Below are 16,568 nucleotides of genomic sequence, written 5' to 3'. Positions count from 1 at the left end.
AGACAAAAATGTTTTTAATCAAAGACACATCCAAACTGACCGATACCACCGTCTCCGGAAAAGATTTCTCTTTCCGCGGGAGGCCGGTGAGCTTCCTTCTACTACTGCACTGCAGGGCTCACCGGGGCCTTTCCTCCTGCAGAGATTGTGTATATTTCAAGGCTCATGCAGTATATGTTCGTCGGCAGCTTGAATCTTTTCGTTTATGCCCCAGCCCGATCTCTTTGGAATCTCTATTCAACCTCTTGATAACCATCCAAGACCGGATTTCCCGTGCAAAACAAAATTCTTTTTTTAGACAGATTCATAATGATAGAAAATACTGTTTCATTACGCCGGTGCTCCGGTACATTGGGATTCCGAAAGTGATTAATAGAGTTCGGATAATTAAATGTGTCAGTGAACCATTTCTTAAAGCTGTTCTCATTAATCATTTCACCGTTGGCAAGCGCGGTATGGACCAGCTGCTCTGCACGGAGTTTCCTGATCAGCGAGTCAACATTCTTAAATTCATTCAGATCTGTAAGCCGCTCAGGCAGCTTACTCGAAAGGATGTGATTGGAATGAACGACAACCCCATTTGGTTCTGCCATAACATCTATCCCAAAAGGAGAAACTTCTACATTGGCCGCAAGAGCACGCCCTTCCCCTTCATGACTTGCAATCAAAAAGTTTGCGGCAGAAGCCATTTGTCCGCCATCCACTTTTGAAAGTGCTTCGTGCAGGGAGTCAGAATTTAATACTGCTCTTAAACCAAGGTGTATCGGTACATGATTGGACTTCTTGTCTGTGATTAATGCATTCAGGCAGACAGCTATACCAGCAGAGTTACAGCCGATTTTTCCAATAATCCCTCCCTCAGTGACCATCGTAATATCCGGCTTTCCTTTTTGTTTTATGCGAAGCAGCAGAAGACTCGCAATCTGGCTGCCCCTCCAATCCCAGTTTTGGCCAATTATTGTTTCGCTGCTGGAAGGTGCTGAGACAGCAATCGACGTACACCCGTCGGAAAACATCCTGTCTTTTCTGCCTGTAAGTGCAATCTCACTTCGGGAATTTAATGTCAAAATATCTTCGAAATCCACTCCGGCCCCTTTTGCAACACCTTCCATCTCCTCAATCAGCTCGTTGTCATAGTCTTCAATAGCCTTTAGATGATCGAGCGCTCGATCACGCGCTTCCTTCCAGCTGATTTGATGAAAACCGTAAAAGAGTTTTTCATAGCTTTCAAGACTGACCTGAATCTGTTCCTTTCCTTCACGGCCATGTTTTTCACCTATTTCTCTTGGTGTTCCTTCTAGATCCAGTTGGTTAATCATTGGTTCGATCCTTCTTTCCCCTCAAGAGATATAATCTAAAAATTTAAAGTAATATTTCATGATACCCAACCCGGTGGCGTTCATCCGGTGAAAGGGGATCGGCTTTAAATTCGAGCGGTCCAGAGGGTTGTTTATGTCTCCTTCATTTAGCATATTTAAGGCAACAATTTTGCCCAGCAAGGTTGACATGGCCGCCCCGTGTCCTGCATATCCAAAGGCAAAGTGGGTACCATCCTCCAACTGGCCAATATATGGAATTCTTTCAATCGTAAAACCAACTTTTCCGCTCCAGGTGTATTCCACCTTGGCATCCTTTAACGCCGGGAACACATCCACCATTCCTGCCTGCAAATTTTCAAACAGCATACGTGCATCCCTTTTGGTTGCCGTCCGGCCGGAACCTCCAAATACCATACGGTTGTCAGCAGACAGCCTAAAATAATATAACAGGTTTTTTGTATCACTTGCTGCCCGGTTATGTTTTATCAGCTGTTTACATAAATCTTCAGGCAGTTGCTCGGTAGCCAGCACAATACTTTCTACAGGAACAACAGATTTTTGAATCTGCTTGTGTACACCCGTTGTGTAGGCGTTAACGAACATTCCAACTTGTTTGGCAACAATTCGCCCATTATTGGTCTCAACGATGACCTTATCGTGAGATTCACGTTTTATACGGATGGCCTCTGAATGTTCATATATCGTACCTCCGTACTTTTCTACAGCATTTGCCAAACCAAGGCAGTAGTTCAACGGATGAAAGATGGCACTTTTTTCATCAATTTGAGCTCCATGATAGAAGTCAGAATCTACTTCTGTACGCATTTCGGATCTTTCCAAGATTTTTGTTTCAAAACCGTATTCCTTGTATAAAAACTCCTGTTCCCTCCGTAAACCATCTAAGTGGGAAGGTTTATAGGCTGCCAGCAAATTCCCATTCCGGAAAAAATCACACTGTATTTCCTCTTGATCAATAATTCCCTCAATTAAATCAATACTGTCAATGGACATTTGAAACATCTGTCCGGCTGCATCATTGCCGTACTTCTCGGCCAGCGCCTGCATCGTCTTTACATAACCGATTAATACTTCTCCGCCATTTCTTCCGCTGGCTCCGGACCCCACCGTGTTTGCCTCAAGTACGATGGTTTTGACATTCCTTTGCTGTAAATGGTACGCAACGGACAGGCCTGTAAAACCTCCCCCTATGATGACTACATCACACGTTTCTTCTCCCTGTTGCACAGGCCTTCTTTTATGCTCATTCGCTGTTGCGCCCCATAACGTTTTATTGATCATGCTTCCACTCCTTCTAGTACGTGTACCATCGACCTAGCTTTTATTGCTTTACTTCAGACCATGCACGGTCATAATATTGGATGGCTTCCCCCACATCTACTGCATGCGAGCCTCTCTCATACTCTTCATCCGTTAATTGGAGCTCCTGCTGCACCTCTTCAGGCAACAGTTTTAATGCCTCTTTATTCGGATTGTGGTATGGATAATCCATTGTGATTTCTTTGCTTACTTCCGGCTGAAGGATAAAATTAATGAACTTTTCCGCGTTCTCTTTATTCGGCGCATCTTTTGGAATGACAAAATTATCTTGCCATAAGCTTAAATGATCCTCTGGTATAACTACCTTAATGCTTGGGTTTTCCCTCATTGCAAGAGCAGCTTCAGCACCATAGACGACTCCGGCTTTGACTTCCCCGCTCACTAAAAGGTTTTTGGGACTATCGCTGTCAAAAGCTTTTATATTCGGCATAAGCTTTTTTAATTCCTCGCCAGCAGCCATAATTTCTTCCTCATTCGTACTGTTGGGAGAATAACCCAGCATTGCGAGCATGGCTCCGAGCATAGTTCTTGGATCATCTACGACAACAAGGCTGTTTTCCAATTCAGGGTTAAACAAATCCTTATAGCTTTTAATATCAAAATCTACCAATTCCTCATTATAAGCAATCACTTCTGTTCCCCACATATATGGAACAGAATACTCATCATCGGGATCAAAATCCCAGCCTAAGTAACGTTCATCAATATTTTTCAAGTTTGGGATGTTTTCCTTATTGATTTTTTCCAGCATTCCTTGTTTGATCAGCACTTCAACAAAGTAAGTAGAAGGGACTGCCAAATCGTAGGTAGCATTTCCAACGTTTAGCTTGGCTACCAGTTCTTCATTGGACGAGATGGTACTATAATTGACCTTGATCCCTGTTTCTTCTTCAAACTGCTCAATAAGATGATCCGGCAAATATTCAGACCAGTTTAAAATATTGACTTCATTTTCATTCTTGCTTCCGGCGCTGCTGCCTCCGCATCCTGCAATGACCAGCATAACTGCCAATACTAGTGAAAGTAAACTAACTTTTTTACATTTCATTTGTACATTCCCCCTTTAATGTATAAATCTCTATGAAAGTATTTTTAAAGCCAGCCTCATTTATTAAATTTCAATAGCATACTCTTCTACATATGCCAACACCATTCCTTTCACGACTTCCTCCCCCTCTCTTACTTCTACTGATGCCACCTTCCCAGGATATGTTTTTCTGCATTCAATGATGGTGCCATCTTCTTGTTTAATTTTTAAAAATGTTGAACAGCTTTTTTGAACAAGGTCTTCACGAATGTAAAAGGCAACCAAAATACCATTACAAGGACTTAAGATCATCTCCTTCATCGAACCCTATCCTCTCCCTTCCGACGGGTTTTGTAATTTACGGCAATCGCTATCATGTTTGAAAAGAATTAAATTTTAGTTAATTTTACTGAAAGGACAAGCAGCCGTATTAACCGGCTGCATGGTGTTTTGCTTTGCTTTGTGCTTGGGCAGCTACTTCATCTTTATATTCAATTTTAAACCCTGTAAAACCATAAATAATGGAAATAATCGGGCTCAGCAAACATAGAAAGGCAAAAGGCAAATAACTCAATGTAGCAACTCCAAGTGTTGCTGCCATGAAAGCCCCGCATGTGTTCCATGGAACCAGAGGCGATGTCATCGTACCAGCGTCTTCCAAAACCCGGGAAAGATTTTTGGCCTTCAGCCCTCTGCGTTCATACTCTGCGGCATACATGCGGCCCGGAACAATGATGGACAGGTACTGATCGCATCCGATAATATTGGCCGATATACTTGTACCAACAGTGGTCGCAATCAAGCTGCCAGTACTCTTTGCGAGCTTCATAATCCCACGGACAATGGCCTCAAAGAACCCTGCCCTTTCCAACACGCCGCCGAAGCACATGGCAATCACTATTAAAGAAACCGTATACAAAACAGACTCAATGCCTCCGTTATTTAAGAGACTGTCCACCACTTCTACTCCTGTATCAATGGAATATCCATAATATAAAATGTTGATTGCATCACCCAATGGGACATTTTGTACAACGATGGCACACATGGTTCCCAGGAACGCACCAATCGTCAATCCCGGAAGTGCAGGAATCTTAAAAACCATCATGACAATGATGAACCCGGGTACGATGAGTAGCCAAGGAGAAATCGTGAAAATGTCAGCAAGCTGTGACTGCAGCAATTGGACTTCAGAGATTTCAGCTCCTTGACCCGCAAACTTCATACCCATAACTGCATATATAATTAATGCAATAACAAGGGCAGGTATTGTCGTATAAAGCATATGCTTTATATGCTCAAATAACTCTACCCCCACTATCCCCGGTGCCAAGTTCGTGGTTTCAGAAAGCGGAGATATTTTGTCCCCAAAATACACACCGGAAATTACGGCGCCTGCCACCATGGCAGGATTCATTCCAAGACCATGACCAATTCCCATAATTGCGATTCCAATAGTACCCGCTGCAGTCCAGGAATTACCTGAAGCTATGGCCACAATACAACAAATGGCACATGCAGCTACAAGGAAATACCCGGGGGAAAGAATCTCCAAGCCATAATAAATCATAGTAGGGACAACTCCCCCGGCTATCCATGAGCCAATAATGGCCCCAATGACCATCAAAATAACAATGGCTTGAAGCGCCAAACGGACAGCATCCAGCATGCCTTCTTCTATTTCCTTCCATTTATAGCCAAGAGATATAGCAACAACGGCTGCTACTCCTGCACTGAGCAAGAGCGGAATATGAGGATCTGATTCGTAAATGAAGATTCCGGTAAAAAGAGCAATAATCATAAAACCGATTGGAATCAGGGCAACCAGTAAAGTAGGTTTTCTTTTCTCTGTATGTTCTTGTTGTGTACTCAAGGATAGTACCTCCCAAATAATTAAAGCGTTATCATTTATCAATGCAACTTGTGTGCCAACTTTTAAACTGGTTATGACCGCGCTTTCTTTCATCTAAGATGGTTTGAGTTATTCATATATGCATAATCATTGCGGATTTGCATTAGCTCGTTCAAAATACTATTTAAACTTTGAACAGGACTTAAGTAATATACTATTTCATTGTATAGGACAGGCTAAAAAAAATGCACAGAGCATGGAATTTGCCATATCTCTGTGCACTTAAATTACTTTACGGTTTCTTTTGTATTTTCATATACAATTTCTCCATCAGTAACCGTCAATTCAACTTCAACATGAGGAATCTTCTCAACAGGAATGTCAAAAGGATTTTCTTTTAGGACAACAATATCTGCCAGTTTGCCTTCTTCCAGTGTCCCCAGTTCATTTTCCCTGAAAGATCCATAGGCAGATCCAATGGTATAGGCTTTCAGCGCCTCAGCCAGAGTAATTCGTTCATGCGGATGCCATATATCTTTACCGCTGCTGTCAACCCTTGTTACTGCCCGGTAAATCTGTAAAAGCGGATTGAGGATATCAATTGGAAAGTCAGTGCCAAATGCTATGTTTGCTCCTGAATCCAATAACGTTTTGATCAGGAATACGTTCTTCTCCCGCTCTTTTCCAATCCTTTCTGTATACACTCCCCGTTCCGACATGGCAAAGTGGTCGGGTTGCATGGATACTGTGACACCAAGCTCTTTAAACCGATAGATGTCATCAGGGTGAATGACTTCCACATGTTCAACTGCATGTCTTGAGTCTCTTGGCCCATTTACTTTCCGGGCTTCTTCATATGCGTCAAGAGCAAGGCGGATCGCACCATCTCCAATGGCATGAAATCGAACACTAAATCCTTCTTTATCTGCATCAACGACCCACTTTTTGATTAATTCCGGAGGAAAAGCAGTCTCTCCCCTTTCATCCGGCTTGTCAGTATAGGGTTCAAGCATATATGCCGTACGGGATGTGACCACGCCATCAATAAATTGCTTTAGTCCTGAAAATTGCAGTTTTCCAGAGCAATATTTCTCCCGCAATTTTTCAGCACTTGCCAAATCGCCGTTTAAGGCAGGCCAAAGATGGATGCGAGTGGTTAGTCTTCCTTTATCCTCGAATTCTTTAAATAGATCAAAGTCATCCAGTACACTCAATGAATCTGTTCCGTACATATTATGGACAGCGGTAATTCCCAGTCGTGCAGCCTCAGAAAGAAAGTGATGAAAAACCGCTGCTTTTTGTTCCCTCGTATAATCAAAGGCATGCTTCGTTACAAACTCCATTGCCTTTTCATATAAAATTCCGTTAGGTTCCCCATTTTCAAATTTGCCGATTATGCCATAGGAAGGGTTTTCTGTAAACCGGTTTATATTTGCAATTTCCAGTGCTTTTGAGTTTACCCATGCATAATGTCCTTCTGCATGAAACATCACCGCAGGACGATTAGGGAGAATACGGTCCAATGCATATCGATCCGGCAATTTCTGACTTTCCCAGTAACCTGAGTCCCATGTAAAACCTACTACCCATGGATGGTTTGGATTGTCTTCCGCAAATTTTCCAATCATCTCTAATGCTTCATTCTCTGAGCGCGCAGAAAATAAATCTACACTCAATAAGGAGACTGCGCCGTGCATGATATGAAGATGGAAATCATGAAAACCGGGCATCACCAGCTGATCGTGGTAATGGAAGATCCTCGTCTGCTCCCCCGCGTATTTTTTTATTTCTTCCTCAGAGCCAATGGCGGATATTTTATTATTTACAATCGCAATCGACGCTGGTTCGGGCTGATTCGACAGCCCTGTAAATACTGCATTGCTAGTTATTATGAGATCTGCTGTTCTTTTCGTCATGTGTGTTTTATCCTTTCCATGATGATCTGTTCTAGCGGTAGATAGGAATCTTTTACACAGCTTTGGATTGGTCATGGTCCTCCAAATTCATTTGCGGGGTGGGTTTTCGAAACATCTTCGTGAGAAATGCCAAATAAATCAAGCCGATCAACAGCCAGCTTCCACCCAATATTAATGCACTTGTTTCCAAGTTCGTCCAAAGCCAAGCATTAATGCTGAAACCAATAAGAGGGAGGATCAAAAATAAAACAACTTCCTTAACGGAATTCCTCCGTTTATTTCTGATAAAATAATGTGATATCACAGATAAATTAACAAAAGCAAATGCAACCAAAACACCGAAGTTGATAAAGGCAAGTAATAGATCCATTGTCAGCACTAAAGCCAGTAAAGAAATAAGGCCCACTAAAACGATGTTGAACAGCGGAACTTTGCGCTTTGGACTTACATAGCCAAAGAAACGTTTTGGCAGTACGCCATCCCGTCCCATGGCATACAGAAAACGGGAAATGCCGGCATGTGAAACCATTGCGGATGCAAAACAGGCGATAATATACCCTGCCAGAAATATAGATGTGAATAAGTTCCCTGTAACTGCTGCTACCACTTCAAAACCCGCAGCGTCCACATCGTTAAAGCTCATGAAATCCGGGTACACCATTTGAATAATGTAAGATAATGCTATGAACAATCCTCCACCGATTAATACAACTGCAAACATTGCCCTAGGAAGAGTCTTTTCCGGGTTAATCGTTTCTTCACTAAAAGTTGTGATGGTATCAAAACCAAGGAAAGACAGGAATAATATCGCTGCACCTGCAGTTACAGCTGAAAATGAGGCATCCGATTGATAAAATGGCAGGGATGAAAATAATGTTCCGGTTCCCATTCCGCCGACAATCTGCTTGATACATAGAATAGCAAAGATGCCTACAACCAACATTTGAAATGCCACCAGCAAAAAATTGACATTAGCCGCTATCTTTAAACCGAATACATTGATTGTTGTAATAAGAGCGATAAACAAAATGATCCATATCCAGGCGGGAACACCCGGAAAGGCAGCTGATAAATAGATTCCAACGACTAAATAGTTGAGCATGGGCGTTAACAAGTAATCCATCATGATTGCCCAGCCAACAAAGAAACCTGCATTTGGGTGAATCGCTTTTTGGGCATAAGCATACGATGTTCCCGAGGAAGGGAATACTTTGACCATTCTTCCATAACTGTAAACATTAAAGAGCATTGCTACAAGTACAATGACGTATGCAGCCGGTACCATCCCTTGAGTAACTTGTGAGGCAATCCCATATGTGGTAAAAATAATCATCATTGTCATAAAAGCTAATCCAAGGAAGACAAGGGGCCAAAAGGTAAGCGTACGATTTAATGAATGTTGCTGCATATCAAGACCTCCAATTCATGTTCTTTGTATTACGGAAAACGTATTCAAATCTTAAAATCCGGCCTTTTCTTTTTTCTCAACGCAACTAATGTAATCATTTCATAAATAATATTGGCTGCAGCTGCAGCAGTAATGTCACCGCTGTCATAAGCCGGGAGCACTTCCACCAAGTCAAACCCTACGATATTCAGTCCGTCCAGTTCTCTGACAAATTCCAATCCTTCAAAACTTGTCGGACCTCCAATTTCCGGCGTTCCAGTTCCCGGAGCATACGATGGATCAAGAAAATCAATATCGTATGAAACAAATACCGGCCGATTTCCTGCTCTTTCATGAATGCTTTTGATGACGCTTTCAAATCCTGCATTTCGGACCTCTCGCATCGTCCAAACTTTAAAACCCAGATCCATGGCACCGGCTACATCCTCAGGTTCAAAAAGCGATCCCCGCATACCGATTTGAATAGAATGATTGACATCAATCAATCCCTCCTCAACCGCCCGGCGAAAGGGGGTTGCGTGTGAATACTTTTCTCCAAATAACTCATCCCATGTATCACAGTGTGAATCAAAATGCACAAGGGCAACAGGTCCGTATTGTTTTACTGCAGCCCGCAGATGAGCCAGAGTAATCGAGTGATCCCCGCCCATCATGATCGGGGTTATCTTTTTCTCAAAAATGAGGTTTAGCTCTTTTTCTATATTTTGATAAGTTTTATGAATATTTCCTGGAATAACTTCGACATCCCCATAGTCAACTCCTGAACAGTAGTCAAAGATTTTTATCTGCTGATCAGGATTATATGGACGAAGCATTCCTGAAAAATTCCTAATATGCTGCGGGCCATACCGTTGGCCGGTTCTATTCGTCGCAGCCATGTCAAAAGGTACCCCTATAACTGCAAAATCCTTATTTTCCAGATCTCTTTTTCGTTCCAGCTTCATAAATGAATAGGCTGGTGTAATGGAAGAAACAACTGGTTTATACATGATATCCCTCCAGGTTATGTGTTAGTCAGTGGAAACTTAATTAGTTTTTAGAGTTTCCAAACATAGGATAGAGAATAATAGATTCATAAATCAATTATTCTCTAAAATTCCACCCAATAAAATCTCAACTATATCCTCCAGGGCTTCTTCTGTTGTAATTTGGTTATTCAAATAAAAACTTTGGTCCAGTGTCGTATTAATGGATGCAATAATGACCTTCATCATTAAGGACACGTTATAGTCTTTGATGTAACCCTTTTCAACACCCTGTTCCACAAGACTTTTAATTTGATCCCAATCGCTTTGGAGAAAATGATCCAGCTTCTCCCACTGCTCCGGAAAAAACCGCTTCATCTGATTTAGTATCCTTACATCCGTAAGATCATAATGATCAGGCGCCACTGCCATAACCCCTTTTAGCTTTTCAACAAGAGTAAGCTGTTCATCCTGGATGATGGCCGCTGCTTTTTCTTCCATGTTTTCAATCGTTTGATCAATCATCTCTTCCAGTATTTCGGCTTTTGATGAATAATACTTATAGATTGTTTTTTTACTGACACCGAGCCTGGCTGCCAAATCATCCATTGAAAACCTTAGACCCTGCTGCCGAACTTCTTCCCTAAATTCCTTTAAAATTCGTTCCTTGATACATCTCACACCTTCCGGAAACCCAAAAAACACTTTTCGTTTCTTTTATATTAGCATCTAAAGAACTAATATACAAGAAAAATTTTTCGAATTTTTGTCTTGTTGAATACGAAATCATTATTGAGAGGTTCATTATTCTGGGCTATATTGAACTTTTATCCAGTAATGGTAAAATAAAAACGTTTGCTGGATGAAAAGGACTAGGCATAAAGTTGCTTTTATGAAGAGATGTGTATAAAACGGGGGGAATATCATGACAAATTGTAAAAACTGCGGGCACCGGAACAAATCAAACGCTGAGCTTTGTTTAAAATGCGGTGACCCGCTTCAGCAATCAAGGTCTCATCAAGCTGCTGATAGTTCCCGGAACAAATCCGGAAAGCTATCCACAGCAAAAATTGGTATTTTGGCGGGACTCATTATTTTAGTGACTGTTTGTTTCACCGGCTATCAGCTGCTATCAAAGAAGTACAGTGAAGCTGCAGCGGCAGATGAATTTAAACAGGCACTGATTCAAAGAGATAAACAGACGCTAAAGCAAATAATGGTTCCTCAGGACACTAGGATGAAAATTAATGATCAAAGCCTGGAAGCCTTATTTTTATTAATAGATAAAAACCCATCTCTTCTGGAAGATATTGAATTAAGTCTGGAGAACGAAGCCCTGGGGGATGAAATATTTTTCACCAGAAAAAACGGTACGAAATTTTTGTTTTTTGATCAATATGTCATAGATACAAAAAGCTACTATGCTGTATTAAAAAGTTCTGTTGGGCCTTCTACCGTTTACTTAAATGATAGGGAAATCGGCGTATTGGAGAGCGGAGAGGATAAAATAGAATTTGGCCCGCTTTTGCTCGGATCGTACACTTTTAAAGGTGTAAGCGATGAAAAAGAAGATGAACTGACGATAGATCTGGCAGGAACAAAAGATAGGTTTGAAGTGTCCATGAACACGGGCAAAACCAATGATAAAAAGGAAGAATCCCAAGAGCAGAAACAGGAAACCGTTGTTGTTTATAAAGAAGTGGAAACTTCGAAACCATCATACTCTTATTATTTAATTCCGTACAGTGACTACGCTTACTTGCAGTTTGAGGATATCAAGGGAATGTCCAAAGAGGAGCTCCGACTGGCTCGTAATGAAATTTACGCCAGACATGGATATATCTTTAAATCTAAGGACCTTCAAAATTATTTTGACAGACAGGCTTGGTACACTCGAAACCCGAACTACAAAGGGGATCTAACCGCAGTTGAAGAGCATAATGTCAATTTTATAAAGTCGTTCGAATAGGAGAAACCCCCATGCGTCGTTTTATCATAACTCTTGCATGTGTAACAATACTGGTCTCGGCCACTTTATTGTTCTTGAATGCCAAAACAGAAAAAGGCCTGCTGAAGACGTTAAATGAAACAAAGCAATATCCGAAAGAAGCTGAAAACACGAGCGAAGAAGGAAAGGCCGAACAGACCAGTCACAAAGGAAAACAGCCAAATCGAGTTGATTCCGCGACCAATGAGACAAAACGCAAGTCCTCCTTTCTTGTTTGTATTGATCCAGGGCATCAGGCAAATGCCAATCTGGAACAGGAGCCCATCGGCCCCGGTGCTGCAGAAACAAAGAACAAAGTAACATATGGAACAACAGGTGTTACTACAGGTAAACCAGAGTATGTACTGAACTTAGAAGCTGCCGTTATTCTTAAAGAACTTTTGGAAAAGAAAGGCATTCAGGTGGTCATGACAAGGACTTCCCATGATGTGGATATCAGTAATAGAGAGCGTGCAGAAATGGCTAATCAAAACAAAGCGGATCTCTTTATCCGCATCCATGCAGACGGAGCAGAAAACCAGGATACGAGAGGGTTTTCTGTTTTAGTCCCCGGTCAAAACAATCCTTATACAGCAAAAATTTATGAAGATAGCTTTCAAGCCGGGCAAATGATTGTTCATCGGGTATCGGAGAAGAACTATACCCTTCTTGGAAATGGGCTTTTTCCAAGAGAGGATTTGTCTGGTTTCAACTGGTCCCGGGTTCCCGTCATATTACTGGAGCTCGGTTTTATGACAAATCCCGAAGAGGACCTTTTGTTGTCAAATGAAAAATATTTATCCGATCTTCTTCTACAGGTGGCAGCAGGGGTGGCCGACTACGCCAGCCATTAACAGTAACATTAGGTATGGCATATTCTTACCCTGCTCAGCTTGTAAATGAAGTAGGCATTAATCTCTACAAGCATTTATGCATGCCAGGTCATCTGTTTATTGTGATTTAATTATTGAAAATAAAAGCGCACTTCTTCCTATGAAAAATAGTAGTAGTACAAACCTTGCCTTTGGTTTGTACTACTAATGTTAGTTTGTAGTTTAATTGCTACTTCAGCCTTCGCAGTTTGCAACTTTTCTTTTTTTAGAGACTGACATGCTAAACGTACAGAGTACAGCCTGAGTGCTATTCTACTGAACTATTTGCCTTTCTCATACGACTGGAGCTGCTTCATCTTTCATGAACTGCGTCAAAACATTCTTTGTCATCTGCGAGACATTATTATTGTAGTTATTCTCAGATAGACTGCCAAGCCATGAAATTGATGATGTACTGAACATTCCACCACCATTAGCAGTTGAAAAGTAAGTAATATCGGCACGGACTAATGGATGCTCTCCACCATTCATCCCAGCATGTGGAAAGGCCTTGTCCTCAGGGATTACAGTGTAGTTTATACTGTGACCTTCCGAACTCGCAAGAAGTAATGTGTGTGGTGGTGTACCGAGCGAAAGATCGTAACGGTCGAGTTCATACCCACCGGCCCCTCCACCAACGAGACCAAAGTCGCCGATTCTCTCATCAGGATTGATACCTTTAAATATCCAAGCGGCTCTCTCATCTTGGCTATCAGGCATCTGAACATAGTATCCAGAATGATCAAATCCGTAACTGGTCATGCCAGTCCCAAAGATCTTTTGAGGTGGTCTTGAACGGGCTCGCCATCGCCCACCTCGCTCTCCAGTAGTACTATGATATAACTCACCGGGAGGTGAATTCCAGGCAGTTACACCCAGTTCTTTGCGTACCTCTATTACCCATGGCTTTTCCGGATGTACTGAGGTAACCCAATAGAATCCGTTTGCTGCGAGATACATACCACGTCCACCTGCACACAAGTAGTCTTCCCATGCGTCAAGCATTGCACCTGAATAGTATTCAGGGTGGGAACCAGTAAGCACTACATTGTAGCGTTGTAAGAGGTCCTTCCCCTGTTCCATGAGGTCGTGTTCGGTAGCAATGTCATATTCATAACCTTGGGCATTTAGCCAATCCACAAGGTGCAAGTCAGCAGGGAATGCCCAAACCGATCCGAACCCTTGACGACGTTTAGGTCGCATGTTAAGTATAGGTCTTCTCCATGTACTATACATCACCCCCCGTCCATCCACATGAGCGTCATAGGTTGATAGACCGTAGTTTTCTAAGTTCTCATGGAGCTCTAGTTCGTGTTCGTTAAGTACTGGGACGTGACCTACTACTGCTTGTCCTATATCAGCCTTCTGTATAATCTGTTCGTTTGCATATGCAAGATAACTAAAGGTACTAAAAAGAACTAGGATCTTGGACGTTGCAGTACCCCGTGGTGGTAAAACAAAGAATGGTATATAGTCCTCAGCGTCACCTTTCCTTATACGTGCCGCATAACAATCGCTCTTTAAACTTTCAGGGATCTTTAGCTCGAAATCACAATCCCAACGACAATCATCTAATGAATCCTCGTGAAACCAAATAGCCCCGTACTGCTCAGGACAGTGAATAAAGTGATCTTCGTGCCCGTCCCAGTTCCAACCAGTCATGCCACGATCAGGTTGATTAACACATTGTCCATGGAGATTATTACTAGAAATATCTTCAACATGGTCTGTTGGAATACCATTACTTCCGATACCTGAAGAGAAGTCCCAATGGGCTGCCTGAGCGGTAGGGTCGACATTTTCACCCTTAGATAGTCTGAGTGCCTCATCAGCATTCAAAGCCCGGTTGTAGACTTTAGGAGCATCTATCTTTCCATTGTAATTAGCTATGCACCATGTTCGGCCACCATCTCCAAATCTGGCTTCCGTAAGACCAGCAATTAAAACTGGAACCCTGGCATTTTGCGGATGTATCTGTGTGTTCATTTGAACGGAGGTGTCTGAATCTAGTGGTACGACATGACCAAACACGCTATTAACACGGTTGATCACTGATTTTTGATAGAGTGATAGCTTTCTAGCATCAGCGTCATATACCACTGTAATCGAGTACCATACTTTTTCAAAAAGGGGGCGATCACTCATAACACGGTCAACATTTCCATTTCCATCACCAATTGAAAATGCAAGGCAACCGTCCTCAATCGTTAATGCCCACCCACATTGGTTCTGCTCGTCCCAGCGTGAGACAATTCCCTGGCGTCCACGCGAAGGCGTTGTCGGCCAAATAAATGCGTGCACTGAAAAGGACCCCAGCATGTGCAACTTGTCATTGTCAGGAATCTCGATATAACTTCCGAATTGAGTACGTTGAAATCGTGCAGGGTACATACTACTCGGGATTTCTTCAACCACTTCTTCTTTAAACCCTGGTCCATTCGGATTAGTATCACCATTAATGAGGCGAACTATATCTACCTGGTACTCACCTGGAGAATCGGCCGAAACATGAAACTTAATCGATTCACCCGATGCAACGCTAGGTCGATCGGTATAACCACGAATACTGATCTTTGACATGTTATTAACGCTCCTGTTCTAAGAAAAAATGTTTAATACTCTTGAGATCTAAGCAAAGTTGATTAACTTTCAGCTTCTTGTCGTGAGTTTTTCCAGATCTTCTATTCTTTTCAAGAACACAGCATGCATAGCCTCCTCCTCAGAGTCGAATACCGGTTCTTCCAGGATCTTGGGCCTTTGACCGAGTTCGACGTTCACTGCAATTCGGTATTCCTTCCAGTAATCATCAGAATAGATAAAATATTTTCCCAAGACTGGTTGCATTCGGAAATAATTTAAGACTCTTTGAAGCAACAAGCTATGGTGTTTTCTATATCCTAGGGGATTCTCTTCATGTTCTTTAATAATCTCAGGATGTTTACGAAGGATTGAAAGAATTTCATGACGTCGTTTGTTATCGTAGTATTCATACCAATCGTTACCTTTGTCCTGATAGTCGTTGGGGTTCGAAAGTCGACCGTTACTCTTAGTGAGTCCAATATTATTAGAAATGTCTTTCATACGTACACCTCCTTTCCATTTATTAATGTTAACATTCATCATTCACCCCCCTCCTGAATATTTCTAATATTTTGCAAATAACACGCCAACAAAAATGTTCAAAAATAGATATTATAATCGGATTTTCCGCTTTCCTTAGTTTTAATTTTTTAAATGTACTTTCATTTTTGAAATTTTAAATTCATTTATGAAACTTTTTGCGATAACCCACCAACTTATTCTCTTGCCGCTGCTTGGACTTCTGTGCAACCTTACACCCTTTCTACACGAAGGGCAATGCGATCGTCCACTTCTTCTACTTTAGTGATCCATACATCTTCAAGGCCGGGGACTTTTATGGTAAGATTCATTTGCACGCAACTTCAATCTTTGCTTGTTTTTCCACAATTCCAGTATAAAAGAACTGCATGTTTGCGTGTGTTTTTTTGTGCAAATTGTTCGGAGACCCAACATTTAGTATAGAGCCAATATAAAAAGGAAAAAGCTGTTACAGAAGGTCAATGATACATGACTTTCTGTACAGCTTTTCTGCATATCAATCTTCTGTTTTAATAACCATGACGGAATGTTTGAAGAAACGTCTGCAGCCTTTCGGTTTTTGGATTCTCCAAAACTTCTTCCGGCGCTCCCTGCTCCACAATTTTTCCTTTGTCTATAAAAACGACGCGGTCAGAAACCTCACGGGCAAAATCCATTTCATGTGTTACCAAAATCATCGTCATATTGCTCGTATGGGCGATGTCCTTGATGACATTAAGCACTTCCCCGACCAGCTCGGGGTCCAGAGCGGAGGTCACTTCGTC

The 16,568-nt window shown here is 41.9% G+C and carries 13 protein-coding genes and 1 pseudogene; 2 read left to right on the top strand and 12 right to left on the bottom strand.

Annotation, left to right across the window (positions count from 1 at the left end):
* Positions 1-233: 233 nt before the first annotated feature.
* The 9 genes from ACFSCZ_RS04340 to ACFSCZ_RS04300 form a co-directional block, all read right to left on the bottom strand.
* Entirely contained in the window at positions 234-1,319 is a 1,086-nt protein-coding gene (locus tag ACFSCZ_RS04340) for a C45 family autoproteolytic acyltransferase/hydolase (protein WP_380772540.1), read from the bottom strand.
* Positions 1,320-1,340: 21 nt separating this feature from the next.
* Entirely contained in the window at positions 1,341-2,618 is a 1,278-nt protein-coding gene (locus ACFSCZ_RS04335) for an NAD(P)/FAD-dependent oxidoreductase (protein WP_380772539.1), read from the bottom strand.
* A 40-nt stretch (positions 2,619-2,658) separates the two neighbouring features.
* Complete coding sequence (locus ACFSCZ_RS04330; RefSeq protein WP_380772538.1) at positions 2,659-3,705, bottom strand: ABC transporter substrate-binding protein; 1,047 nt, start codon at positions 3,703-3,705, stop codon at positions 2,659-2,661.
* A 63-nt stretch (positions 3,706-3,768) separates the two neighbouring features.
* Entirely contained in the window at positions 3,769-4,005 is a 237-nt protein-coding gene (locus tag ACFSCZ_RS04325; protein ID WP_380772537.1) for a hypothetical protein, read from the bottom strand.
* A 109-nt stretch (positions 4,006-4,114) separates the two neighbouring features.
* Positions 4,115-5,557 carry a Na+/H+ antiporter NhaC gene (gene nhaC, locus ACFSCZ_RS04320; RefSeq protein WP_380772535.1) on the bottom strand — a complete coding sequence of 481 codons (1,443 nt, stop codon included), beginning with the start codon at positions 5,555-5,557 and terminating at the stop codon, positions 4,115-4,117.
* Between the two features lie 266 nt (positions 5,558-5,823).
* Positions 5,824-7,452: an amidohydrolase gene (locus ACFSCZ_RS04315; protein ID WP_380772534.1), complete on the bottom strand. Its 1,629-nt coding sequence runs from the start codon at positions 7,450-7,452 to the stop codon at positions 5,824-5,826.
* 52 nt (positions 7,453-7,504) lie between these two features.
* Complete coding sequence (locus ACFSCZ_RS04310; protein ID WP_380772533.1) at positions 7,505-8,860, bottom strand: APC family permease; 1,356 nt, start codon at positions 8,858-8,860, stop codon at positions 7,505-7,507.
* A 44-nt stretch (positions 8,861-8,904) separates the two neighbouring features.
* Entirely contained in the window at positions 8,905-9,849 is a 945-nt protein-coding gene (gene speB, locus ACFSCZ_RS04305) for an agmatinase (RefSeq protein ID WP_380772532.1), read from the bottom strand.
* A gap of 90 nt (positions 9,850-9,939) precedes the next feature.
* Entirely contained in the window at positions 9,940-10,506 is a 567-nt protein-coding gene (locus ACFSCZ_RS04300) for a TetR/AcrR family transcriptional regulator (protein WP_380772610.1), read from the bottom strand.
* 244 nt (positions 10,507-10,750) lie between these two features.
* On the opposite strand from ACFSCZ_RS04300, the gene ACFSCZ_RS04295 reads away from it, so the two are divergent.
* Together ACFSCZ_RS04295 and ACFSCZ_RS04290 are read left to right on the top strand one after the other, a co-directional pair.
* Entirely contained in the window at positions 10,751-11,794 is a 1,044-nt protein-coding gene (locus ACFSCZ_RS04295; RefSeq protein WP_380772531.1) for a YARHG domain-containing protein, read from the top strand.
* Positions 11,795-11,805: 11 nt separating this feature from the next.
* Complete coding sequence (locus tag ACFSCZ_RS04290; RefSeq protein WP_380772530.1) at positions 11,806-12,666, top strand: N-acetylmuramoyl-L-alanine amidase family protein; 861 nt, start codon at positions 11,806-11,808, stop codon at positions 12,664-12,666.
* Positions 12,667-12,978: 312 nt separating this feature from the next.
* On the opposite strand, the gene ACFSCZ_RS04285 is transcribed toward ACFSCZ_RS04290, so the two are convergent.
* The 3 genes and pseudogenes from ACFSCZ_RS04285 to ACFSCZ_RS04275 all read right to left on the bottom strand — a co-directional run.
* Positions 12,979-15,264, bottom strand: coding sequence for a N,N-dimethylformamidase beta subunit family domain-containing protein (locus tag ACFSCZ_RS04285; protein ID WP_380772529.1), 2,286 nt, complete (start codon positions 15,262-15,264; stop codon positions 12,979-12,981).
* Between the two features lie 69 nt (positions 15,265-15,333).
* The gene (locus ACFSCZ_RS04280) at positions 15,334-15,807 is read right to left on the bottom strand and encodes a N,N-dimethylformamidase alpha subunit family protein (protein ID WP_380772528.1); all 474 of its coding nucleotides are present in this window, start codon (positions 15,805-15,807) and stop codon (positions 15,334-15,336) included.
* A 506-nt stretch (positions 15,808-16,313) separates the two neighbouring features.
* Positions 16,314-16,568, bottom strand: a pseudogene (locus tag ACFSCZ_RS04275) (ectoine/hydroxyectoine ABC transporter ATP-binding protein EhuA); the annotation flags it as partial.

The organism is Siminovitchia sediminis, assembly GCF_042680885.1.
GTDB lineage: Bacteria > Bacillota > Bacilli > Bacillales > Bacillaceae_C > Siminovitchia > Siminovitchia sediminis.
Note: the sequence above shows the minus strand (reverse complement) of the source record. Positions and strands in the feature narration are given on the sequence as shown.